This window comes from Plantibacter sp. Mn2098 (assembly GCF_049319745.1).
In the GTDB taxonomy this organism is placed as follows: Bacteria; Actinomycetota; Actinomycetes; order Actinomycetales; family Microbacteriaceae; genus Plantibacter.
Genome location: NZ_JBMOUH010000003.1, coordinates 177,896 through 200,090, shown reverse-complemented (window position 1 = coordinate 200,090; position 22,195 = coordinate 177,896). Strand labels below are relative to the sequence as shown.

21 protein-coding genes are annotated in these 22,195 nt (G+C 68.7%); 6 read left to right on the top strand and 15 right to left on the bottom strand.

Features of this window, described 5'->3' with window-relative positions:
- Positions 1–188: 188 nt before the first annotated feature.
- Together ychF and ACL9RL_RS06440 are read right to left on the bottom strand one after the other, a co-directional pair.
- A complete protein-coding gene (gene ychF / locus ACL9RL_RS06445; RefSeq protein WP_422779387.1) occupies positions 189–1,262 on the bottom strand; it encodes a redox-regulated ATPase YchF in 1,074 nt (357 codons plus the stop codon).
- 95 nt (positions 1,263–1,357) lie between these two features.
- The gene (locus ACL9RL_RS06440) at positions 1,358–2,083 is read right to left on the bottom strand and encodes a class I SAM-dependent methyltransferase (protein WP_422779386.1); all 726 of its coding nucleotides are present in this window, start codon (positions 2,081–2,083) and stop codon (positions 1,358–1,360) included.
- A gap of 165 nt (positions 2,084–2,248) precedes the next feature.
- Between ACL9RL_RS06440 and ACL9RL_RS06435 the strand changes: the two genes are divergently transcribed.
- Entirely contained in the window at positions 2,249–2,830 is a 582-nt protein-coding gene (locus ACL9RL_RS06435; protein ID WP_422779385.1) for an exonuclease domain-containing protein, read from the top strand.
- Between the two features lie 53 nt (positions 2,831–2,883).
- Here the strand turns inward: ACL9RL_RS06435 and ACL9RL_RS06430 are convergent, their stop codons facing one another.
- Positions 2,884–3,864 carry a nucleoside hydrolase gene (locus ACL9RL_RS06430; RefSeq protein WP_422779384.1) on the bottom strand — a complete coding sequence of 327 codons (981 nt, stop codon included), beginning with the start codon at positions 3,862–3,864 and terminating at the stop codon, positions 2,884–2,886.
- A 233-nt stretch (positions 3,865–4,097) separates the two neighbouring features.
- Between ACL9RL_RS06430 and ACL9RL_RS06425 the strand changes: the two genes are divergently transcribed.
- Positions 4,098–4,715: a TetR/AcrR family transcriptional regulator gene (locus ACL9RL_RS06425; RefSeq protein WP_422779383.1), complete on the top strand. Its 618-nt coding sequence runs from the start codon at positions 4,098–4,100 to the stop codon at positions 4,713–4,715.
- A 58-nt stretch (positions 4,716–4,773) separates the two neighbouring features.
- A complete protein-coding gene (gene rmuC, locus ACL9RL_RS06420; protein ID WP_422779382.1) occupies positions 4,774–6,327 on the top strand; it encodes a DNA recombination protein RmuC in 1,554 nt (517 codons plus the stop codon).
- On the opposite strand, the gene glpX is transcribed toward rmuC, so the two are convergent.
- On the bottom strand, positions 6,274–7,206 hold the full coding sequence (gene glpX / locus ACL9RL_RS06415) for a class II fructose-bisphosphatase (RefSeq protein ID WP_422779575.1): 933 nt from the start codon (positions 7,204–7,206) through the stop codon (positions 6,274–6,276). The two genes, rmuC and glpX, sit on opposite strands and share 54 nt — an antisense overlap.
- A gap of 126 nt (positions 7,207–7,332) precedes the next feature.
- On the bottom strand, positions 7,333–8,313 hold the full coding sequence (locus tag ACL9RL_RS06410) for a fructose-bisphosphatase class II (RefSeq protein ID WP_422779381.1): 981 nt from the start codon (positions 8,311–8,313) through the stop codon (positions 7,333–7,335).
- Between the two features lie 96 nt (positions 8,314–8,409).
- Here ACL9RL_RS06410 and fbaA point away from each other — a divergent pair, with 96 nt between their 5' ends.
- Positions 8,410–9,435: a class II fructose-bisphosphate aldolase gene (gene fbaA, locus ACL9RL_RS06405; RefSeq protein WP_422779380.1), complete on the top strand. Its 1,026-nt coding sequence runs from the start codon at positions 8,410–8,412 to the stop codon at positions 9,433–9,435.
- A 74-nt stretch (positions 9,436–9,509) separates the two neighbouring features.
- On the opposite strand, the gene aldh is transcribed toward fbaA, so the two are convergent.
- The 6 genes from aldh to ACL9RL_RS06375 form a co-directional block, all read right to left on the bottom strand.
- Entirely contained in the window at positions 9,510–10,886 is a 1,377-nt protein-coding gene (gene aldh, locus ACL9RL_RS06400; RefSeq protein ID WP_422779379.1) for an aldehyde dehydrogenase AldH, read from the bottom strand.
- Positions 10,887–10,944: 58 nt separating this feature from the next.
- Positions 10,945–11,880, bottom strand: coding sequence for an N-acetylglucosamine kinase (locus ACL9RL_RS06395; protein WP_422779378.1), 936 nt, complete (start codon positions 11,878–11,880; stop codon positions 10,945–10,947).
- Positions 11,877–13,115 (bottom strand): Gfo/Idh/MocA family protein, encoded by a 1,239-nt coding sequence (locus ACL9RL_RS06390; protein WP_422779377.1) that lies wholly within the window; start codon positions 13,113–13,115, stop codon positions 11,877–11,879. Before ACL9RL_RS06390 ends, ACL9RL_RS06395 begins: the two co-directional genes overlap by 4 nt.
- The gene (locus tag ACL9RL_RS06385; RefSeq protein ID WP_422779376.1) at positions 13,112–13,888 is read right to left on the bottom strand and encodes a sugar phosphate isomerase/epimerase family protein; all 777 of its coding nucleotides are present in this window, start codon (positions 13,886–13,888) and stop codon (positions 13,112–13,114) included. Before ACL9RL_RS06385 ends, ACL9RL_RS06390 begins: the two co-directional genes overlap by 4 nt.
- A gap of 171 nt (positions 13,889–14,059) precedes the next feature.
- Complete coding sequence (locus tag ACL9RL_RS06380; RefSeq protein ID WP_422779375.1) at positions 14,060–14,851, bottom strand: GntR family transcriptional regulator; 792 nt, start codon at positions 14,849–14,851, stop codon at positions 14,060–14,062.
- Positions 14,848–15,888 (bottom strand): Gfo/Idh/MocA family protein, encoded by a 1,041-nt coding sequence (locus tag ACL9RL_RS06375; protein ID WP_422779374.1) that lies wholly within the window; start codon positions 15,886–15,888, stop codon positions 14,848–14,850. Before ACL9RL_RS06375 ends, ACL9RL_RS06380 begins: the two co-directional genes overlap by 4 nt.
- A 216-nt stretch (positions 15,889–16,104) precedes the next feature.
- Between ACL9RL_RS06375 and ACL9RL_RS06370 the strand changes: the two genes are divergently transcribed.
- On the top strand, positions 16,105–16,773 hold the full coding sequence (locus tag ACL9RL_RS06370; RefSeq protein ID WP_422779373.1) for a CatA-like O-acetyltransferase: 669 nt from the start codon (positions 16,105–16,107) through the stop codon (positions 16,771–16,773).
- 41 nt (positions 16,774–16,814) lie between these two features.
- On the opposite strand, the gene ACL9RL_RS06365 is transcribed toward ACL9RL_RS06370, so the two are convergent.
- From ACL9RL_RS06365 to ACL9RL_RS06350, 4 genes are all read right to left on the bottom strand, one after another.
- Positions 16,815–17,714, bottom strand: coding sequence for a sigma-70 family RNA polymerase sigma factor (locus ACL9RL_RS06365; RefSeq protein ID WP_422779372.1), 900 nt, complete (start codon positions 17,712–17,714; stop codon positions 16,815–16,817).
- Positions 17,711–18,937, bottom strand: coding sequence for an NAD(P)/FAD-dependent oxidoreductase (locus ACL9RL_RS06360; RefSeq protein WP_422779371.1), 1,227 nt, complete (start codon positions 18,935–18,937; stop codon positions 17,711–17,713). The genes ACL9RL_RS06365 and ACL9RL_RS06360 overlap by 4 nt, the downstream gene beginning before the upstream one ends.
- 86 nt (positions 18,938–19,023) lie before the next feature.
- Entirely contained in the window at positions 19,024–19,737 is a 714-nt protein-coding gene (locus tag ACL9RL_RS06355; RefSeq protein ID WP_422779370.1) for a DUF6264 family protein, read from the bottom strand.
- Complete coding sequence (locus ACL9RL_RS06350; RefSeq protein WP_422779574.1) at positions 19,734–20,768, bottom strand: 4-hydroxy-3-methylbut-2-enyl diphosphate reductase; 1,035 nt, start codon at positions 20,766–20,768, stop codon at positions 19,734–19,736. The genes ACL9RL_RS06355 and ACL9RL_RS06350 overlap by 4 nt, the downstream gene beginning before the upstream one ends.
- A 163-nt stretch (positions 20,769–20,931) precedes the next feature.
- Between ACL9RL_RS06350 and xseA the strand changes: the two genes are divergently transcribed.
- The gene (xseA, locus tag ACL9RL_RS06345; protein WP_422779369.1) at positions 20,932–22,149 is read left to right on the top strand and encodes an exodeoxyribonuclease VII large subunit; all 1,218 of its coding nucleotides are present in this window, start codon (positions 20,932–20,934) and stop codon (positions 22,147–22,149) included.
- Positions 22,150–22,195 lie beyond the last annotated feature (46 nt).

Below are 22,195 nucleotides of genomic sequence, written 5' to 3'. Positions count from 1 at the left end.
CCGAACTCCGTCCGTCCGTTCGCAATTCAGGAGCACCCACGGCGTGTCGGGTCCCTTCGGCGTGTTTCGGCGCGACACGCCGGGGCCGCTCCTGAGTTGTGAACAGACACGGCACCGCACGCACCCCGGAAACGACGGAGGCCGCCTCGCGATGAGCGAGGCGGCCTCCGTTGCACAACTGGCGAGCGCTAGACGTTGAAGCGGAACTCCACGACGTCGCCGTCCTGCATCGTGTAGTCCTTGCCCTCCATACGGGCCTTGCCCTTGGAGCGCGCCTCGGCGACGGAGCCCGTCTCGACGAGGTCGTCGAACGAGATGACCTCGGCCTTGATGAAGCCCTTCTCGAAGTCCGTGTGGATGACACCGGCGGCCTGCGGAGCCTTCGCGCCCTGCGGGATCGTCCACGCACGCGACTCCTTCGGACCGGCTGTCAGGTAGGTCTGCAGACCGAGGGTGGCGAATCCGATGCGGGCCAGCTGGTCGAGACCGGACTCGGTCTGACCGGTCGACTCGAGCATCTCCTTCGCGTCGGCCTCGTCGAGGTCGACGAGCTCCGACTCGAGCTTCGCATCGAGGAAGACGGCCTTCGCGGGAGCCACGAGCGCAGCCAGTTCCGCGAGCTTCGCCTGGTCCTGCAGCACGGCCTCGTCCACGTTGAACACGTAGATGAACGGCTTCGACGTCAGCAGACCGAGCTCCTTGATGGGCTCCAGGTCGATCTTCGTCGCGGACAGCGGCGTGCCGGCGTTCAGCGCATCCTGCGCATCCTTCGCGGCAACGAGGACGGAGGGGTCGAGCTTCTTGCCCTTGATCTCCTTCTCGAAGCGCGGGATCGCCTTCTCGAGCGTCTCGAGGTCGGCGAGGATCAGCTCGGTGTTGATGGTCTCCATGTCGGAGGCCGGGTTGACCGAACCGTCGACGTGCACGACGTCTGGGTCGGCGAAACCACGCACGACCTGCGCAATGGCGTCGGCCTCACGGATGTTCGCGAGGAACTTGTTGCCGAGGCCCTCGCCCTCGCTCGCACCCTTGACGATGCCGGCGATGTCGACGAACGACACCGCGGCGGGCAGAATGCGCTCGCTGCCGAAGATCTCGGCGAGCTTGCCGAGCCTGGCGTCAGGCAGTTCGACCACGCCGACGTTCGGCTCGATCGTCGCGAACGGGTAGTTCGCCGCGAGCACGTTGTTGCGCGTGAGCGCGTTGAAGAGGGTTGACTTGCCGACGTTGGGCAGGCCGACGATGCCGATAGTAAGAGCCACGAGCGTCTATCGTACTTGGCCTGGCCGGACGGCGCTCGCCCGCAGCATCGGAGAACGACCGGACACCCGCCGAAAACTGCCCCTGAGGGCGCCGATCAGTCGCGGATCGTGCGGAAGCACACCGTCGTGTACGGCAGTCGGATGGTGTCGCCGCGGCCGTCGAGGAGCTCGTCGAGCTGCCGGGACACCTCGGCGCGCCGCTCGTCGTCGGCGGTGATGATGTAGCTCCGCGAGAACACGAGGTCCACGACCTCGTCCCGCGTCAGCTCGTCGGTCCAGGTGGTCTCGAACCGTTCCAGCGGGCCGAAAGGACCGTGGATCTCAGGCGTGCCGATGTCCTCCGCACGGTTCCCGTCGCCCAGGATCCGGCCGAGTTCCGCCACCCAATCCTCGCGCTCGTCCCGGAAGTTCCAGACGAGCCCGAACGTCCCGCCCGGCTTGAGCACCCGCGCGACCTCGGCCGATGCGCGCTCCGGTTCGACCCAGTGCCATGCCTGCGCGCACAGCACCGCATCGGCTTCACCGTCGGCGATGGGGATCTCCTCCGCCGTGCCCACAATGGTCTCCACCCCGCCGACGACATCGCCGAGCACCGCGAGCATCGCCTGCGACGGATCGATGGCGACAAGGTCCTTCGCTCGCTTCTTCAGGAGCCTGGTCAGCTTGCCCGTGCCGGCACCGAGATCGATCACCGCCTCGGCGTCCTCCGGGAGCAGCCAGTCGATCGCGTCGGCCGGGTACTCGGGACGTCCCCGCTCGTATGCTTCGGCTGCGGCACCGAACGATGCCGCCTGGACGGCCCTGGTCTCTGAATCGCTCACCATTCGACAGTACTGCTGCGCGGATCGGCTGTTCGGGGCTTGCGCTCAGACTTGCCCCGCCCCGGCCGCGATACGGCTGGCTCCGCCCATCGCGCCCCTCGACCGATGGCCGCATCCCCGGCGAGCCGATCGGCCGCTGTCGGAGGATGGTGCGATGGTGAAGGGGTGCCACTGGATTTCACCGCCATCGACTTCGAGACCGCGAACTCGTCGTCCGCCTCCGCGTGCAGCGTCGGCCTCGTCAAGGTCCGCGCGGGCATCGTCGTCGATCGCGTCGGTTGGCTCATCCGCCCGCCGGCCGGCCACGACGCCTTCCTCGAGTGGAACACCCGGATCCACGGCATCGTCGCGGAGGACGTCGTCCGTGCTGCCTCGTGGGACGAACAGCTCGCCGACCTCGTCGCGTACGCGGACGGCGACGCCCTCGTGGCGCACAATGCCGGGTTCGACATGGGCGTCATCCGCGGCGGGTGCGCGGCGACCGGGCTCGAGTGCCCCGATTTCACCTACCTGTGCAGCCTCAACGTGGCCCGGAAGACCTACCAGCTGGAGTCCTACCGCCTGCCGATGGCCGCGATGGCCGCCGGGTTCGAGGACTTCCCGCACCACGATGCGCTCGCGGACGCCGAGGCGTGCGCTCGCATCATGATCCACGCCGCGAGCCGGCACGGCGCTGACTCGATCCCGGGTCTCGCGCAGGCGACGAGCGTCAAGCTCGGCCGCATCGGGGCCCCGGTCGCCGCCTGAGCCGCCGCCTGCCGTTCCGCTCACCCGAGCGGACGCTCAGGAGGTCGACGTGATCAGACCGCGGGTCTGTACGCGAGGATCCGCTCGACGAGGTGCTCCGCGAGCGGACGATCAGTGTCGAGCACCACACGCGTCCGGCGTCCGACCCGGTCGTGGGTCCCCATCCGCTGTCCGCGCAGGTCGCAGATGGTCTGGCCGCGGCCCGGCCCCTGCGTCGTGTCGACGACGATCGGGACGGCCGGGGCCTTCGTGGCGGTGATGCCGCCGACCACAAGTGCTGCGGAGAGCGGGTCGTGGAGCGCACAGCTGCGTCTGCCGTAGACGACGACGTAGAAGTCGAAGTAGACGTCGAGGATCTCGCCGAGCGCACGCGCCAAGGGTGTCTCCGCAGCGAGCAGCGCCTCCCGGTCGCTCTCCTCGAAGACGTTCTCCTCCGTGACGTCGAGCGGGACGAGGGTGACGTCCCAATCGGCCCCGACGACCTCCGCCGCAGCCTCCGGGTCGTTCCACACGTTCGCCTCCGCGACGGGCGTCACATTGCCGGGAGTGAGGGCAGCCCCGCCCATGACCGTGACGCCGTGCACTCGGCCGGCGAGTCCCGCATCGATCCGCAGCGCTTCCGCGAGGTTCGTGAACGGCCCGATGGCGAGCACACGCAGCTCGCCCTCGTGCTGGTGGGACAGCCGGATCAGCAGTTCTGCCGCGCTCTCCGCGACGGGTTCGAGCCCGGACGGCGGCAGGTCGACGTTGCCAACGCCGTTCCGACCGTGGATGTGCGGAACACCGCCGTCGAATTCACCGGCGACTGGATGGTGCGCGCCGACGGCGACCGGGACGTCCGGGCGTCCGGCCAGCGCCAGCAGGTCGAGCGTGTTCACGGCGCCCTGCGCCGCGCTCACGTTGCCGCTCACCGATCCGATGCCGACGAGATCGATCTCCGGGGACGCGAGGAGATACGCGAGCGCGAGGGCGTCGTCGATGCCGGTGTCGCAGTCGAGGTAGACCGGGATGCGGGTGGTGGGTGTTGACGTCATGATCCTCCGGTCGGCGCGTGATGGGCGGATTCCAGGATAGGTGGGCCGGAGGTGGCCGTCGGACACCTCGCTCAAGAATCTGGACGACTGTCAAATGAATTCGGGACGAATGTCAAGTATTCTTTGGACACTCGTCTCAATGCATCGCCGAACCGACATCGGAGGCGTAACATGGGCCGATACGCGCGGCAGGGTGCCGCGGAAGGTGACAAGGACGGGGCAACGTGACAACGGTGACCGATCGCATCACCAGGGGTCGTGCCGACAAGTTCACCGAACGCCGTGACGAACTCGCCGACGTCGCACTGCAGACGCTCTCCGAGTTGGGATACGCAAGAACGAGCCTGCGCGAGATCGCCCAGAACTCCGACTTCTCCCACGGAGTGCTGCACTACTACTTCGAGGACAAGGTCGACCTCATCACCTACTGCGTGCAGCGGTACAAGGTCGCGAGCGTCGCCAGGTACGACCGGATCGTGAGCGATGCGAGCACGGCGGAGGAACTCCGCTACAGCTTCGCGAACGGCTTCGCGATGACCCTCGTCGACGACGCCGCGATGCACCGGCTCTGGTACGACCTGCGGAGTCAGAGCCTGTTCGAATCGGGCTTCCGAGCGGACGTGGCCGAGATCGACAACAGCCTGGAACGGATGATCTGGCGCATCGTCGAACGGTATGCGGAGCTGCTCGGCACGGTTGTCTCCGTACCGTCATCCGTTGCGTACGCCACACTCGACGGCCTGTTCCAGCAGTCGCTCCTGCGGTACCTGTGCGGCGATGTCGGAGTGTCGTTCACGGTGCGTGCGGCGGTGGAGGACCTCCTCCCCCGTCTGGTGCTCCCCCGCGCCTGAGTCGCGGCTCGCCCGGCCCGCACCGGACGATGTCGGCGGTCCGCGTCACACTGGGGGCATGGACACGGCACTCGCACTGGGACTCGGGCTCGTCATCGGCCTCATCGTCGGCGGCGGTCTCGCCTGGCTCGTGGCGTCGCGCCGCGGCGGAGGCGCCTCACCGTCCACCGGAGGCGTCGACCCGGCACTGTTGGAGGCCAGGCACGCTGCACGACTCGCCGAGGTGCGCGCGGAGGTGCAACGTGAATCCGCGGAGTCAGCAGCACGCGAGGCCGACGTCCGGGCGTCACTCCGCGCAGAGCTCGCCTCCCTCGATGCCACGGCCGACGGCCTGACCCGGGAGCTCGCCGCCCAGCGCGAGCAGTACCGCGACCTCATCGAGCGTCAGCGCGCAGAGGCCAGTGCCAAGGCGCAGCAGGATCAGGACGAGAGCCTCGTCCTCCAGGCGCTCGCCCCCGTGCAGACCACGCTGCAGCAGATGCAGCAGAAGGTCACCGATCTCGAAACCCAGCGCAACCAGCAGCACGGCGAGCTGAGCCAGCAGCTCAAGACGGCGTCGGAGTCGGAGGAGCGGCTGCGCTCCACGACCGAGTCGCTCGCCTCCGCGCTCCGCAACAATGCGACGCGCGGCGTGTGGGGCGAGACCCAGCTCCGCAACGTCGTGGAGGCGGCGGGGCTCACGCAGCGCGTCGACTTCGACGTGCAGACGAGCATCTCGTCGGACGCCGGCGCCGGACGCCCCGACATGGTGGTGCGGCTGCCAGGCGGCAAGTCGATCGCCGTGGATGCCAAGGTCCCGTTCGCGCAGTATCTCGAGGCCAGTCACATCCCGATCACCGCGACGGGCGAGGAGGCCGCACGACGCACCGCCCTCCTGGCCCAGCACGTCAAGGCCGTCAGATCCCACGTCGATCAGCTCGCCGCGAAGACCTACTGGCGGGGGCTCGAGGCCAGCCCGGAATTCGTCATCGCGTTCATCCCGAGCGAATCCCTGCTCGCTGCAGCGTTGGAGGCGGACCCGAGCCTGCTCGACTACGCCTTCGGCAAGCGTGTCGCCCTCGCCTCACCGGTCAACCTGTGGGCCGTGCTCAAGACCGTCGCGTTCACCTGGCAGCAGGACGTCCTGACCGAGGACGCCAAGCGCTTGTTCGACCTCGGCAAAGAGTTGTACCAGCGCCTGTCGACGCTCTCGGATCACGCCGACCGACTCCGCCGATCGATCGAGAGCACGGTCTCCAGTTACAACCAGTTCGCCAACTCCCTGGAGCGTCGCGTCCTGGTCACGGCGCGGAAGCTCGATGCCCTCGACGAGTCGACGGTCGTCGCAACGGTCGCCCAGAGCGACGCAGCGGCCAAGTCGCTCACCGCGCCGGAAGTGTCCGTCGCCGCCGACGCGTCACCGGAACTGCACCTGGAGCTGAACCCGGCCCTGGACGGGCACCCGGACCTGGACCGCCCAACGGCCCAGCAACTCCTCATCCCCAACGACGACGAGGCGCCCGCCAGCGAACTGGAGGAGCGCCTCGCCGATCGACTTCGAACGAGTGTCACCGACGGATCAGAGCCACTTCTCCGCGAGGTGATCCGCGACAACCCGACGAATGGTGCCTGAGCGCGACCGCAGCACGAGGCTCTCGGTGCGGATGATGGGGCCCTTGTGCTGCACGCCGTCCACCAGCTCGCCGTGGGTGACACCCGTCGCCACGAAGTAGGTGTTGTCGCCACGGACCAGATCGTTGGCGCCCAGGATGCGGTCCACGTCGTGACCGGCATCGATTGCCTGCTGCCGTTCCACCGCGTCCTTCGGCATGAGCCTGCCCTGGATGAACCCGCCGAGCGCCTTGACGGCGCACGCCGTGATGATGCCCTCCGGGGTGCCGCCCACCCCGACACACATGTCGATGCGGGAGTCGTAGCGGGCAGCGTTGATCCCACCGGCCACGTCGCCGTCGAGCAGCAGCCGCGTCCCGGCGCCGGCCTCGCGGATCTCCTCGATGAGCTGCGCGTGACGCGGACGGTCGAGGACCGCGACCCGCATGTCCTCCGGCCGGAGTCCCTTCGCCTTCGCGAGCTCACGGATGTTGTCGCCGATGGACTGCGAGATGTCGACGACGCCGATGCCGGCAGGGCCCGTCACGATCTTGTCCATGTAGAAGACGGCGGACGGGTCGAACATGCTGCCGCGGTCGGAGACGGCGATGACGGACAGGGCGTTCTGGCGGCCGGCCGCGGTGAGACTCGTCCCATCGATGGGGTCGACGGCGATGTCGCAGGACGGCCCGCGGCCGTTGCCGACGCGCTCGCCGTTGAAGAGCATGGGCGCTTCGTCCTTCTCGCCCTCTCCGATGACGACGACGCCCTCGAAGTTGACGGTGCCGAGGAACGCGCGCATCGCATCGACCGCTGCTCCGTCGGCCGCGTTCTTGTCACCCCGGCCGATGAACGGTGCCGCCCTGATGGCAGCCGCCTCGGTGGCCCGCACCAATTCCATGGCGAGGTTGCGGTCTGGCTGCAGGTAGTGTGAGCCGGTTTCTGGCTGAGTCACGTGATCCTCCGTGGATCGTGCGCCGCATCATCACGGCGCTGGATGGGTGGACCTCCAGCCTATCCGTCGGCGTCAGGCGTCAGCGGGGAGGATCCGATTCCGTGATACGACCGGAATCTGTCGCGGTCGGACGACGACCGAGTCGACCGTTGCGCCGCCGCCGGACGCGCCGCCGGCCAGTCGGACCCCGGCGAGCGTCACCGTCGGCGACAGCCGAGTCTCGGTCACGGCGCTCAGGATCAGCCATGCGTCGTCCGCGCAGAGCTCGTCGAGCGGGAGGAGGCGGGCGACCTCGATCCCGGCCTGTTCGATGCGGTTCCGCTCGCCCCGCGACTGCGGCGCGAGCCTGCCGACCATGTGTCCGCCGAGCGCCCGGACCGCTGCCGCGGTGAGCACGCCCTCCGGGGCGCCGCCGATGCCGATGAGCAGGTCGATGTCGCCTTCGGCCGATGCTGCGCGCAAGGAGAGCGCGACGTCCCCGTCTGCGAAGGCGAGCACCCGAGCGCCGGCCTGCGCAGCAGCATCGGCGTATCCCGCGTTCCGCGGTCGCGTCTGCACGGCGACGGTCAGCTCGGACACCGGCCGACCCGTCGCGGCGGCCAGACGGTCGAGGATGACGGTCATCGGTTCATCGAGGGAGCTCCCGGCGCCGGAGGCCGAAGTGACGAGCTTCTCCATGTAGAACGCCGGGCCGATGTCGGCGAGGGCGCCGTGCGGAGCGATCGCGATCACGGCGACGGAATCCGGGCGGCCGGTCGCAGCGAGTTTGGTGCCGTCGACGGGATCGACGGCGAGGTCGAGTCGTGGCCCGACCCCCGTTCCGAAGCGTTCACCGATGAAGAGCATGGGAGCCTCGTCCTTCTCCCCCTCGCCGACGACGACGAGGCCGTCGACCGCGAGGCCATCGAGCCAGCTCCGCAGCGCGGCGACCGCGGCGCCGTCGATCGCCATGCCGTCGCCTGACCCGACGAGCGGGGCGGCAGCGGCAGCGGCGTGTTCGGTCGCGCGGAGGAATCCGGCGAGGAGTTCTTCGGACCCGAGGTCTGTTGCCATGCCCCCATCGTGCCCCATCCGGAAGCCCGACCCCGCGCCCGACGGCGCGACTGGCTAGACTTTCAACCAAATCGACCCCAGTGCCAAGGAGAAGTCATGCCCGTCGCAACACCGGAACAGTACGCAGAGATGCTCGACAAGGCGAAGTCGAACGGATTCGCCTACCCGGCATTCAACGTCTCGAGCTCGCAGACCATCAACTCCGTCCTGCAGGGGCTGACCGAGGCCGGTTCCGACGGCATCATCCAGGTCACCACGGGTGGCGCAGACTACTTCGCCGGCCACACGGTCAAGAACCGCGCAGCCGGCGCCATCGCGTTCGCGAAGTTCGCGACCGAGGTCGCCAAGAACTACCCCGTCACGGTCGCCCTGCACACCGACCACTGCCCGAAGAACGCACTCGACGGCTTCGTCCTGCCGCTCATCGCCGCTTCCGAGGAAGAGGTCAAGGCCGGCCGCAACCCGATCTTCCAGTCGCACATGTGGGACGGTTCGGCGGTGCCCCTCGATGAGAACCTCGAGGTCGCACAGGACATCATCAAGCGCACGAAGGCGATCAACGCGATCCTCGAGGTCGAGATCGGCGTCGTCGGCGGCGAAGAGGACGGCGTCAGCCACGACATCAACGAGCACCTCTACACGACGCTCGATGACGCGATCGCAACGGTCGAGGCACTCGGCCTCGGCGAGAACGGCCGCTACATGGCCGCCCTCACCTTCGGCAACGTGCACGGCGTCTACAAGCCGGGCAACGTCGTCCTGAAGCCGGCGCTGCTCAAGGAGATCCAGGACGGCCTGACCGCCAAGTACGGTCACGGCCCGAAGCCGCTCGACCTCGTCTTCCACGGTGGATCGGGCTCGACCGACGCCGAGATCGCCGAGGCCGTCGCCAACGGTGTCATCAAGATGAACATCGACACGGACACGCAGTACGCGTTCAGCCGTTCCGTGGCGGACACGGTCCTCCGCAACTACGACGGCTTCCTCAAGGTCGACGGCGAAGTCGGCAACAAGAAGGTCTACGACCCGCGCTCGTGGGGCAAGATCGCCGAGACGGCCATGGCCGCTCGTGTTGTGCAGTCGGCGCAGCAGCTCGGCTCCTACGGCAAGAGCGCTTCCTAGACCAGGACGCTGCACGAACGACGGCGGGGCCGGTGATCATTCACCGGCCCCGCCGTTCTGCGTGTACGACGCGACTACTTGCGCCAGACCGTCTTGATGTTGGTGAACTCGCGGATGCCGAGGGCGGAGAGCTCACGACCGTACCCGGACTGCTTGATGCCGCCGAACGGCAGCTGCGGGAACGATGCGGTGAGCCCGTTCACGAAGACGCCGCCTGCCTCGATGCCGTCCTGGAACCGCTCGGCCTCGTCGTCGTCGTTCGTCCACACGCTCGAGCTCAGACCGAAGTCGGAGTCGTTGGAGCGGGCGATGGCGTCCTCGACGCCGTCCACGCGGAAGATGGTCGCGACCGGCCCGAAGCACTCCTCACGGAAGATCCGCATCTCCGGGGTCACGTCGGCGAGCACGGTGGCCGGGTAGAACCAGCCCGGCCCGTCCGGGACGACGCCGCCGGCGAGCAGTGTCGCTCCCTTGGCGACGGCGTCCTCCACGAGCTCGTGCGCGTCGATCCGGCCCTGCTCGGTGGCGAGCGGGCCGAAGTCGGTCTCGGAACCGAACGGGTCTCCAGGGCGCTGCGCGGCCATCCCGGCGACGAAGCGCTCCGCGAAGTCGTCGTACACGTCGGTGTGGACGTAGTACCGCTTGGCCGCGATGCAGCTCTGCCCGCTGTTCTGCACACGGGCGTTCACCCCGGCGGTCGCAGCGGCTGCGATGTCCGCGGACGGCATCACGACGAACACGTCGGCGCCGCCGAGCTCGAGGACGGACTTCTTGATGTTCCGGCCGGCTGCCGCCGCGACCGATGCGCCTGCGCCGACGGAACCCGTGAGGGTCACGGCACGGACGCGTGGGTCGTCGAGCAGTGGCGCGACGCGTCCGCCCTCGATGAGGAGCGTCTGGAACGCCTCCTTGGGGAAGCCGCCCCGTGCGAACAGTTCACCGAGGTAGATCGCGCACTGCGGGACGCTCGACGCGTGCTTGAGGAGGCCCGTGTTCCCGGCCATGAGCGCTGGGGCCGCGAACCGGATGACCTGCCAGAACGGGTAGTTCCAAGGCATCACGGCGAGGACGGTGCCGAGCGGCTGGTAGCGGAGGCCGACCGAGCTCGCTCCGACGTCACCGGCCTCGACCGGGTGCTCGTCAGCGAGGTACTCCGCGGCGTGGTCCGCGTACCAGCGCATACCGCGGGCGGACTTTGCGACCTCGTACTTAGCCGTGTCGAGGGTCTTACCCATCTCGGTCGATGCGAGGGCCGCGACGGTCTCCAGCTCGGCGTCGAGCAGGTCGGCTGCGGCACGCATCCATTCGGCGCGCTGCTCGAACGTCGTCTTCGCGAGGACGGCGTTCGCCGCGAACGTCCCGGCCACGATGGCTTCGACCTCCGCATCGGTGTGCGGTGTGAACTCCTGTTCCACGACGCCGGTCGTGGGGTTGATCGTTGCGATTGCCATACTCAAACTCCTTTGTTGGTGTGTTCGTGAGGTGCAGCTTCGGTCGGCCGCAGACCGGTCAGGCGATCGCCGCGGCGTCGGTCTGGTCGAAGCGGTTCTGGTGGCGCTCGTGCAGCCGTCTGGCGAGCACGACTCCCCCGGCGACGGGATCGTCGTCGAGCAGTCGGAAGCCGAACCCCGGGTGGCGTTCGGCGAGTCGGTCGCGGACCGCGTCCTGCAGGCGCGGCTGGTTCACGATGACGCTCCCGGCCGCCACGACTTCGGTGCCGACCGCGCCGCGCGCGACGAGCTGCCCGACGGTCCGCACCAGGTCGTGCCCGGCCGCTTCGATGACGCATCTCGCGAGCGTCGACCCGGCATCGGCCGCGGCGAACACGACGGGACCCCGCGGCGCCCAGTGTTCGAGACGGGGATCGTCGTTGACCGCCCGGGCGAGGGCAGGGGCGCCATCCACGCCGAAGGCTCCGAGCAGCGCGCCGAGGAGTCCGTCATCCTGAGCGCCGTCGTCGTAGGCCGTGAGGGCCGCCTTCGTCGCCTCGCGGACGAGCGCTGCGGCACCGCCGTCGTCGCCGAGCACCCAGCCCCAACCGCCGGCGAACATCGCAGCTCCCGCCGTGTCGAGGCCGACCGCGATGGATCCGGTCCCGGCGATCACGCCGATCCCGTCGGTCAGGCCGCTCGCCGGGACGAGGAGTGCACCGTCGTTGACGACGACCGCGTCGACACCGCGCGCGAGCATCGCGTGCTCGATCTCGGCGCACAGCTCCGGAGTGTCGCAACCCTGGGCGCCGACGCCGAGCGCGAGCACCCGCGCGCCGTTCGGCAACGCGCGGTCGAGCCGCTCCAGCAGCCATGCGGCTGCCGCCTCGGGCGGTTCCGCACTCCAATCCTCGGCCGGGAACTGCGCTTCGGCGATCCGGACCCCAGCGAGGTCCTCGATGCGCACGGCCAGCTTGGTCCCGCCGGCGTCCATTCCGACTACGACATCCGTCATGCGGCTTCTCCGTTCTGAGGTGGTGTGCTGTGCACGTGTGGGGCGCGCGGTTCCGGGTCGTGCGGTTCCGGGTCGTGCAGCCCCGGCTCGGCCGGGATCTCGGCGTGGAGCGTGGCCGCCGCCGGGTCCCAGTCGACGTCGACGGCATCGATGTCCCCGACCTCGCTCCGCACGGTCACGGGGAGGCCGGACTCGATCGATTCCTCCACCGCCAGCATCGCGTCGAGCACGTGCGCTGCGAGGAGCCCGTCGGCTCGTGGCGGTCGTCCCGCACGGATCGCCCTGGCCATTTCGAGGACCCCGACGCCGCGCTCCTGTGGCACCCCCGGCGGATCGATGCGCTCCCATTCCGCGTCCGAACCGCCGGCCGGGAAGACCCGGCTGGGTCCGTCGAATCCGCTCACCGGCACCTCGAGCGTCCCGCGCGATCCGGTGATCTCGAACAGTTGTCGGCGCACCGGCGAGTCGAAACTGTAGATCGACGTGCCGACGACCCCGCTGCGGAACCTCGTCAGCACGCTCACATGGGTGAAGACTTCGACCGGGAACGATGCGCCGGCGTCCGGACCGGAGCCGATGACCCGCTCCGCCTGCGCGCGATGGCCGACGGCCTGCACACTCTCGATCCCGCCCAACAGCTGCACGAGCGTCGCGAAGTAGTAGGGTCCGATGTCGAAGAGCGGGCCGGCTCCGCGAGCGAACAGAAACTGAGGGCGCGGGTGCCAGGCGTCCGGGCCGGGGCCCTGCATCAGCGTCAGGACGGTCTGCGGTTCACCGATGCGGCCGGCGCGCAGCAGGCGGTGCGAGTGCTGCACGGCCTCCCCCAGGACGGTGTCGGGGGCGTTGCCCACCACCACTCCAGCCGCCTCGGCCGCGCTGAGGATCGCGGCGGCGGATGCCCGGTCGAGCGCGAACGGCTTCTCGCCCCAGACATGCTTGCCTGCGCCGATGGCTTCGAGCGCAACGCTCGCATGCACGGCCGGAACCGTGAGGTTCACCACGAGTTCGATGTCCGGGAGCGCGAGGAGGTCGGCGGTCGAGCCGGAGAACGGGACGCCGTACTTGGCCGCCTGCGCCGCAGCACGTTCGAGGTCCAGGTCGGCGATGCCGAGCACCTGGATGTCCGGGTAGGAGGTGAGGCTGCGGAGATACTCGTCGGAGATGTTGCCTGCGCCGATGATGCCGACGCCCATCGGTCCGCTCCGGCGTCCGCCCGCGGCGTTCGCCGCCGTCATGCGTTGACCTGGTCGAGGAAGAAGTGTGCGTTTCGTTCGAGGATCGGGAACACGTCGCCGTCGTCGACGACCACCTCGACGACGGGCATCTCCACGAAGCTCTTCGAGAGTTGGATGACCTGCCCGAGCCTGCCGGTGACGTCGACACCCAGCACCGGTGGGTCGCTCTCGTCGCGCGGCTCGTTCTGCACGTGGAGGAAGCGCACGCGGTCCGCGAGGCGCGGCAGCAGCTCGAACACGTCCGCACCGCCGGTCGCCGCCCAGTAGGTGTCGACTTCGAGGACCACGGTCGGGTCGAGCAGCGACACGAGACGTTCGTAGGCCGAGATGCCGTCGACGTCCTGCGAGAACTCGAAGTCGTGATTGTGGTAGCCGATGCGCAGACCGCTCGCAGCGGCGCGTGCGGCAGCCAGGTTGACGGCGTCGGCGAGGCGGGACGCGCCGTCACGGTCCGAGATCGAGGACGGCTCGACCCACGGGACGATGAGCGTGTTGATGCCGAGGGGGCCGGCCGCCGCGAAGACGGCGTCGGCATCGGGGCCGGTCACCCGGGCGTGCGCGGTCGTCGCGAGGAGCCCGGTGGCGCGCATCGCCCGGCCGAGTGCCTCCGGGTAGCCGATGACGTCGTACGGTTCGACGTGCGTGAACCCGAACCCGGCGAGGCGGCCGAGTGTGCGTTCCAGGACGGCGTCGTCGAACGAGCCGTCGGCGGCGTGCCCGAGATCGTTTCGGACGCTGTACAGCTGGACTCCCAGCGGGTGGGTCGCGCTCATGCCGTCACCACTCTCCCTGTGTGTCGTCCGTCAGTCGTCCGTCAGCGGGCCGGACGACGTCCGCTCTGACGCGATCTCGCATCGCATTGCAGACCACAGCATACCAAAGCCTGTCCAAAGCGGTACCTATTTTCATCTCAATTGTGGTGGTCCCCGCCCGATCCATGCGCTTCAATCGACACCGAATCCGGACATCGGCCCAGAGGACGCCCCTGCCCGCGCGAAGAAGGTGCGCAGCCGGTACCGATCCCCCGCGTACTGGATGGTCGAGGACAGCACTGGGCGTTCCGCCCGGTCGCGGACGATCTGATGCATCACGAGGATCGGACGGCGCTCGGCGACTCCGAGCTGCGCCGCGACGTCGTCGTCCGCTTCGGTCGCCTCGATCGTGGAACCCGCGTCCACGAGGTCGAGGCCAGCCCTCGTGAGCGTCTCGTACAGCGACGCCGTGGTGAAGTCGGCGCGATCGAGGCGCGGTGCGAGGTGCGAAGGCACGAGTGAGCGGTCGACCGCGATCGGCACCCCGTCGAGCTTTCGGACGCGCACGAGGTGGAACACGGGCGTCCCCGGCGCGATGGCGAGCCGTTCGGCCTCGTCCAGGGTGGCCATCGCGACCTCGGATCGCAGGACGACGGAACTCGCGACGAGCCCCATCCGCCTCGCCGTTTCGGAGAATGATTCGAGACTGTTCGGCCATTCCTTGGCCTCGTCACCCGCGACGTACCACCCGCGCCCGTGCGACGGCTTCAGCACACCCTCGTCGACGAGTCGGAGCAGCGCCTTCCGCAGTGTGACGCGGGAGATGGCGAGGCTCAGGCAGAGCTCTCGCTCCGGCGGGAGCCGCATCCCCGGACGCAACGACCCGTCGGCGACGCGCATCCGCACGGCCGCGACGGCCTGGGACCAGAGCGGTTCGACGCTGTCGACCCTGATGGCCGATCGCGTGACGTCTGCACTCGTCATGCGGGGAGCTGCACCGTCTCCCAGACGCCCGAGCGCATCGAGGCGTAACACGCGTCGAGGATGCAGTTGACGATGTGTCCGTCGTCGAAGGTCTCGATCGGGGGCACGCCCTTCGCGAAGCAGTCGACGAAGTGGCGCATCTCCTGGCTGAATCCGTAGGCGCGCGCCTCCTCCGGGACGGGGTACACCCATCCGGTGTCCGCATCGGCTTTCTCCACGAGATAGCCGGCCGGGTTCTCGATGAAGCCCCACACGGGTGTGTTCGAGGTGTCGGTGACGATGCGGCCCGCCGTGCCGACGAGCTCGTGACGCAGCTGCATGCCACCCTTCTCGATCCAGGACGATTCGATCTGCGCAAGCTGTCCGCCCGCGAACTTCAGCAGGGCGATGGCGGTGTCCTCGCCGGTGGTCTTGTCGCCGTGGACCATGGTGGCGCCCCAGGCGAAGACCTCGGTGACGGGGTTGTCCTTGCCGAAGAAGTGCCTGGCCGACTCGACCGTGTGGCAACCCATGTCGAGGAGCGCGCCGCCGCCGGCCGTCTCGGCGTCCCAGAAGTGCGGCGCGTGCGGACCGGAGTGCGCCTCGCGGGCGCGCATCGTCAGGACCTCGCCGATGGCGCCGGCGGCGACCATCTGGTGCGCCTTGGCGATGTTGGGCGAGAAGACCGAGCTCTCGGCATATCCGTGCCACACATCGTGCTCACGGACGATCCGCACGATCTCGGCGGCTTCGGCGCCCGTGCGGGCGAGCGGTTTGGTACAGACGATGCCCTTGCCGGCCTCCGCCGCGATGCGCACGGCGTCGACGTGGGCCTCATTGGGCAGCGCGATCACGACGAGGTCGACGTCGGGGTCCGCGCACAGTGCGGCGATGTCGTCGTACTGTTTCTGGATCGGGCCCCACTTCTCGGCGAACGCGGTGGCGCGGGCGAGATCACGGGAGTAGTTGGCGACGATCTCGGCGTTGCGGACGTCTTGGAGGGCGTCGGCGTAGGTGTCGCTGATGAATCCGGAACCGAGTAGTCCGACACGAATCACGTTTCCTCCTGGGGCGCATGTGGTCTGGTCGGATCTGGTCCGACGGCGTACGACTCACATGCTAGCCAGGTGGATTAGCTTTGGTCTATACCTAACCCAGGAAATCAAATACCACTAACTACCTCAAAGACCGTGGCTCGCCCCGAACGGGGCATGCTGGGTCAGCATCTGCGATACACGACGCTTGTCACCGAGGCGGCCGCTTAGGCTCTCCGTATGACTGAAGCGCACCCCATCGATCTGGCCACTTGGCCTCGCCGAGAGCACTTCGAGCACTACCTCACACGTGTGGAATGCACCTACGCCATCACCGTCGACCTTGACGCCACAGAGCTGGCAACTGCGCTCCGCGGCTCACCGTGGAAGACCTATATCGCCCAGATCTGGGCCATCGCGTCCGTCGTGAATCGTCACTCCGAGTTCCGAATGACCCTCGCCGATGACGGGACGCCGTCGATCTGGGACGTTGTGCATCCCGCATTCACGGTCTTCAACCCTCGACGCGAAACATTCGCCAGCGTCTGGGCGCCGTTCTCGCCTCGGTTCACCGAGTTCCACGAGCACGCCGCCCATGTCCTGGCGTCGCATCGTGATGCGACCTCATTCCAGCCGCAGCCTGATATGCCACCGAACGTGTTCGACATCTCCAGCGTCCCCTGGGTGTCCTTCAGCGGTTTCAGTCTGCAGGTGCGCGACGGCTGGCGGCACCTGGCACCGATCTTCACCCTGGGCCGGTATCGAGAGGCCGACGGACGCATATGGCTGCCCGTTGCAGCGCAGATACATCATGCAGCGGCAGATGGCTTCCACACGGCACGGCTGCTCAACGAGTTGCAGGAACTCTTCGCCACTCCGTCGTCTTGGCTGCCCGCAGAACGAGCCTGACCGATCTCGACCGCCGAGGAAGCTCCGCGACGGGGCGCCGCTCACCTCCGGCGGAGCACCGAGAGCTTCTCCGGGTCGACGATGAACGCGATCTCCCTGATCCGGCCGTGAGAGACGGCAAGATCGAGCAGCGCGATCGGCATCTGACCGCTGAAGACGGCGACCGCGCTGCAGCCGTTCGCCTGGACGATCTCGGACACGACGTCCGTCCGCGACTGCTCACGAGACAGCAGCCCGAGGAGGTACCGTGCGATGTTGTCGGCGCCGACGATCGGCCGGGTGGCGGTGACGACGTGTGTGCCGCCGTCCGCTCGGGACACGGCGTCCGGCGCGAGCGCCGCCACCAGGGCAGTGACGTCGCCGCTCGCGCACGCCTGTTGGAACGCGAGCACGACCTGGTCGCGGGCCGCCGACTGCGGATCGTCGGCCGGGCGACTGCGCAGTCTGGTGCGCGCGCTGCTCGCCAGTTGTCGAGCGGCAGCGCTCGTCCGTCCGAGGATGCGCCCGATCTCCTCGAACGGCAGCCCGAACGAATCATGCAGGATCAACGCGACCCGTTCGGCCGGCGTCAGCGTCTCCATCGCGACGAGCAACGCCAGACTGATCGATTCGTCCAGGGCGACGAGGTCCGACGGATCGGAGGCGAGGTGCGAGACCCCGAGGTACTCGTCGGGGGCCGGCTCCGGCAACCAGATCCCCGACGACGCCTCTCGTCTGGACGCCGCACTGCCGAGGAGGTCGAGCGCGATGCGCGACGCGACACGGGTGAGCCACGCGAGCGGCTCCCTGATCACCGACCGCTGCTCCGCATCCAACTGACTCCAGCGGATCTGCGTCTCCTGGATGACGTCTTCCGCATCGTGGAACGAACCGAGGATGCGATAGGCGACCGCCCCGAGCCTGCGGCGATCCTCCGGCGAGATCACGGAGCCGCCGCTCACGATGTCGGCACCGGCTGCTGCAGGTGCTGCTTCGGTCCGCTCGGGGCCCGGTAGGAACCCGGTCGGATGCGTTCGTTCCGCGTCCAGGCGACGGTGCTCGTGCAGATGTACTCCTTGAACCAGGCGGCAGGACGCCCAGAGACGAAGAATCCTCTGGGACGATCGTCCGGACGGACGAGCTGGATGACTCCTCGCGTGCGTCCGAGGCTCAGGCACTGCACCAGGAACCCGATGGACGCCGACGCCGGGGTCGTCCCGCGCAGGTGGTGCAGCACCGTCTCGGCCGCGTGCCCGCCCAGCGGGAGCGCGATCGCGCAGCCCATCCGCAGGTGCGCGCCGTTGGAGGTCGGCAGCACGATGCAGTCTCCCGCTCCCACGATGTTGGCGACGTCGATCGAGGTCAGATCCTCATCGACACGGAGCCGCCCAGACGCGTCGACCGCGAGTCCGCTGACCGCTGCGAGGTCGGGGACCGTGAATCCTGCCGCCCAGACGCACGCGTCGAACGGCAGGTTCGAGCCTGACTCGAAGAGGACCTCGCCGTCACGAACCGCCTGCACACGCTCCCCCGCGACGATCTCGACCCCGAGGCGTGCCAGCGCGCGCTCGACGGCCCGCCGCGATCCGGCGCCGAGCCCGGGCACGACCTCGGCGCCGACGACGAGGCTCACACGCAGCTCCGGGCGACGCTCCGCGATCTCGCTCGCGGTCTCGACACCGGTCAGCCCACCTCCGACGACGACCACTCGACCCGACGCCGGAAGCGCGGAGAGCTCCGCTGCCGCGGCCGCCGCCCGCTCGGGATCACCCACGAAGAGCGCGTGTTCGCCGGCACCAGGGACCACGTCTGCTGGGGTGCTCGCGCTGCCCACCGCGTACACGAGCTCGTCGTACGCGACTTCGACGCTCCCCGCAGCACTCGTGACGTGCACGATGTTGCGTTCCGGCTCGATCAGCTTGGCCCAGCCGACGAGCACCTGCGCATCCGGATGCAGGATGTCGGACAGCGGCATCGACACGTCGTCCACCGTTCCGGCGAGCAACTCGTGCAGCCGGATGCGTTCGACGAACCGTTCGCGCGCATTGACCACCGTCACACGAAGCTGCGTGTGCTCGCCGGCCGTGCGCGAGGCCAGCAGCCGGTTGGCCGCCATCACACCGGCGTATCCGGCCCCCAGCACCACAATGTTGCGAACCGGACCGGGTGCTCCGAGAGTTGTCACGACGTACCGCCTTTCCTGGGCGGAGATCGCCCTCACCAGGGTGACGAAACAGGACCCCGAAATGTCAGGCCGGCGCTACTTCATTGTTACTTCGCCGAGTTGGCCTGGACGAAGGCGAGGAACGCGGGGTCCGATGCGATCGCGATCGACACGGCGGCGATGAGGATCACGTTCGCCACAACGCCAGCGACGAGCGGAATCCAGAACGCGGGCTTCCCGGCGCGCAGAGCCCTCGAGGACAGCATCAACGCCGCGACCCACAGGATCACCTGTGCGAGCAGCGCCGTGATGCCGAGGATCTGCGCGAGCTGATCCGAGTTGTACCCGGAGATGTCGAACTGCACGTACACCGTGCGGACGGCCCCAGCGAGATCGAGCAGGTTGGGCATCGTCACGACGATGTTCAGCAGGCCGATCGCGATGAGCACGAAGGTGGCGATGCGGTCGGCGCTGCGCCTCGGCGGGAGGACCTCGCCGTTCGGGCCGTACCGCGTCGGCGCCATGGGAGGGGTTGCCGGCGGCGTTGGCCGGGAACCTGCGAAGTGACCGGAACCGGCCGACTGCGATGGGCCGGGGTGGACCGGTGCGGAGCCATCGGCGAGATGTCCCGACGTGGATGCTGAGGCATCGCCTGGCTTCGCCTCGTCACCGGACGACGTCCCGAGCGGGACCACGGGCGAGACGCCCAGTTCCGCAGCTCGCTGCTCGTCCAGCGGTTCGCGGATGGACGCACGCTGCTCTTCCGGCGTCGCGTACTCGCCGAACTGCGGGCGCTTGGGGCGTGCCGATGAATCGGTCATGATCGGTTCCGGCCGCCGAGCGCCCGGTTGTCCTGCTTTCCCTTGAGGTCTTTGCGGAGTTCCTTCGGCAGCGAGAACATGAGGTCCTCCTCGGCCGTCTTCACTTCCTGGACGTTGCCGTATCCGGCGCCGGCGAGGTCGTCGAGCACTTCCTGGACGAGCACCTCCGGCACCGAGGCGCCGCTCGTGACGCCGACGGTGACGACGCCGTCGAGCCATTCCTGCTTGACTTCGCTCGCGTAGTCGACCCGGTATGCGGCCTTCGCGCCGTACTCGAGGGCGACCTCGACGAGGCGGACCGAGTTGGAGGAGTTGGCCGAGCCGACGACGATGACGAGATCGGCGTCCTGGGCGACCTTCTTGATGGCCACCTGGCGGTTCTGCGTCGCGTAGCAGATGTCGTCGCTCGGCGGATCCTGCAGCTTCGGGAACCGCTCGCGGAGACGACGGACCGTCTCCATCGTCTCGTCGACGGAGAGCGTGGTCTGGGAGAGCCAGACGACCTTCTCCGGGTCCTTGACCTGCAGGTTCGGGACGTCGTCCGGGCTGTTGACGATCGTGACGTGGTCCGGGGCCTCGCCCGCCGTCCCCTCGACCTCTTCATGGCCGTCGTGGCCGATGAGGAGGATCTCGAAGTCGTCCCTCGCGAAGCGAACGGCTTCGCGGTGCACCTTCGTGACGAGCGGGCAGGTGGCGTCGATGGCCTGGAGGCCGCGATCGGCTGCCGCATTGACCACCGCCGGGGAGACGCCGTGAGCGCTGAACACGATGTGCGCGCCCTCCGGCACCTCGTCGACCTCGTCGACGAAGATGGCGCCCTGGGCTTCGAGCTCGCTCACGACGTGGATGTTGTGCACGATCTGCTTCCGCACGTAGACGGGGGCTCCGTAGTGCTCCAACGCCTTCTCGACGGCGATGACCGCGCGGTCGACACCGGCGCAGTAACCGCGGGGAGCTGCCAGGAGCACACGCTTCTCACCGGCCACCGGGTTGTTGGCCAACCGGCCGGCGACCCGACGGAGGCGGGGCATCCCGAGTCCGACGGCTGTGGCTTCACGCAGATCTGTCACAGGTCGATTCTACGCGGGTCAGCCTGGGCGGGTCCCGTACCACCGGCCGCACCACCCGCCGCGACCGGCGTCGGCGGTCGCGGGTAGGCTGGATCGAAGCCAGCACCCACCCCAGAGGAGCACCGTGACCGACGCACCACCGAGTGCCGATGCCCCGTGGCCGATCTCCCAACTCGGCACGAAGCTCCGCGACTACATCGATCGTCTGGGTTCCGTCTGGGTCGAAGGCGAGATCACCCAGTGGGGTGCTTCTGGCGGCAACGTCTACGGCAAGCTCAAGGACGTCGACGTCGACGCGACGGTCGGCTTCACCATCTGGTCCTCCGTTCGCGCCAAGATCCCGGCCGACCTCAAGCAGGGCGATCGTGTCATCGCACTCGTGAAGCCCAACTATTGGCTCAAGGGCGGCACGCTCACCATGCAGGTCATGGCCATGAAGCACGTCGGCCTCGGCGACCTCCTGGAACGATTGGAGCGGCTCCGGGCGCAGCTCGCCTCCGAGGGGCTCTTCGAGCCGTCCAGGAAGCGCCGCCTGCCCTTCCTGCCGCACTGCATCGGACTCATCACCGGCAAGGACTCCGACGCGGAGAAGGACGTCCTGCGCAACGCGCAGCTCCGGTGGCCCTCGGTCCGGTTCCGGGTCGTGCACTCGGCCGTGCAGGGCGACCGGACGGTCGGCGAGGTCGTGTCTGCCATCCAGACGCTCGATGCCGACCCCGAGGTCGACGTCATCATCGTCGCCCGCGGCGGCGGCGATTTCCAGAACCTGCTCGGCTTCAGCGATGAGCGCGTCGTGCGGGCGGCGGCCGCCTGCGAGACACCGCTCGTGAGCGCCATCGGCCACGAGGCGGACCGTCCGCTCCTCGACGACGTCGCCGATCTGCGCGCCTCCACCCCGACCGATGCCGCGAAGCGCGTCGTCCCGGACGTCGCGGAAGAGCTGTCCCGCGTCCAGCAGGCCAAGGCCAGACTCTCGTCGCGTGTGTCCACGCTCCTCTCCCACGAGATCGACCGGCTCGCAGCCATGCGCTCCCGCCCGGTGCTCGCCCACCCGGAGTGGATGCTCGAATCCCGCTCGGAAGAGCTCACCCGCACCGTCGCGCGTGGTGCAGAGCTCATCGATCGCGCCATCGAACGCGCCGGCGGAGAGGTCTCGGACCTCCGCTCCCAACTGCGGGCCCTCTCGCCGCAACGCACGCTGGATCGCGGCTACGCCATCGCGCAACTGACGGACGGCACGATCGTCCGAGCGGCGGATGACGCCCCGGACGGCGCCCGGTTGCGCGTCACCGTCGCGGCCGGCGCATTCGGCGCGACCTCCACAGGCGACGACCAGCCGTAGACGACCTCCGGCAACCGACCGAACCCGCCCACGGGCCCCCAGACGA

What these genes read in the sequence shown, in the direction of transcription:
- rmuC (WP_422779382.1), top strand. Translation starts at nt 4,774, where the DNA reads ATGGACACGGCACTCGCACTGGGACTCGGGCTCGTCATCGGCCTCATC.
- aldh (WP_422779379.1), bottom strand. Translation starts at nt 10,886, where the DNA reads ATGGCAATCGCAACGATCAACCCCACGACCGGCGTCGTGGAACAGGAG.
- ACL9RL_RS06380 (WP_422779375.1), bottom strand. Translation starts at nt 14,851, where the DNA reads ATGACGAGTGCAGACGTCACGCGATCGGCCATCAGGGTCGACAGCGTC.
- ACL9RL_RS06430 (WP_422779384.1), bottom strand. Translation starts at nt 3,864, where the DNA reads ATGACGTCAACACCCACCACCCGCATCCCGGTCTACCTCGACTGCGAC.
- ACL9RL_RS06410 (WP_422779381.1), bottom strand. Translation starts at nt 8,313, where the DNA reads ATGGCAACAGACCTCGGGTCCGAAGAACTCCTCGCCGGATTCCTCCGC.
- ACL9RL_RS06395 (WP_422779378.1), bottom strand. Translation starts at nt 11,880, where the DNA reads ATGACGGATGTCGTAGTCGGAATGGACGCCGGCGGGACCAAGCTGGCC.
- ACL9RL_RS06355 (WP_422779370.1), bottom strand. Translation starts at nt 19,737, where the DNA reads ATGACCGATTCATCGGCACGCCCCAAGCGCCCGCAGTTCGGCGAGTAC.
- ACL9RL_RS06390 (WP_422779377.1), bottom strand. Translation starts at nt 13,115, where the DNA reads ATGACGGCGGCGAACGCCGCGGGCGGACGCCGGAGCGGACCGATGGGC.
- ACL9RL_RS06385 (WP_422779376.1), bottom strand. Translation starts at nt 13,888, where the DNA reads ATGAGCGCGACCCACCCGCTGGGAGTCCAGCTGTACAGCGTCCGAAAC.
- glpX (WP_422779575.1), bottom strand. Translation starts at nt 7,206, where the DNA reads ATGGAATTGGTGCGGGCCACCGAGGCGGCTGCCATCAGGGCGGCACCG.
- ACL9RL_RS06370 (WP_422779373.1), top strand. Translation starts at nt 16,105, where the DNA reads ATGACTGAAGCGCACCCCATCGATCTGGCCACTTGGCCTCGCCGAGAG.
- ACL9RL_RS06350 (WP_422779574.1), bottom strand. Translation starts at nt 20,768, where the DNA reads ATGCCCCGCCTCCGTCGGGTCGCCGGCCGGTTGGCCAACAACCCGGTG.
- fbaA (WP_422779380.1), top strand. Translation starts at nt 8,410, where the DNA reads ATGCCCGTCGCAACACCGGAACAGTACGCAGAGATGCTCGACAAGGCG.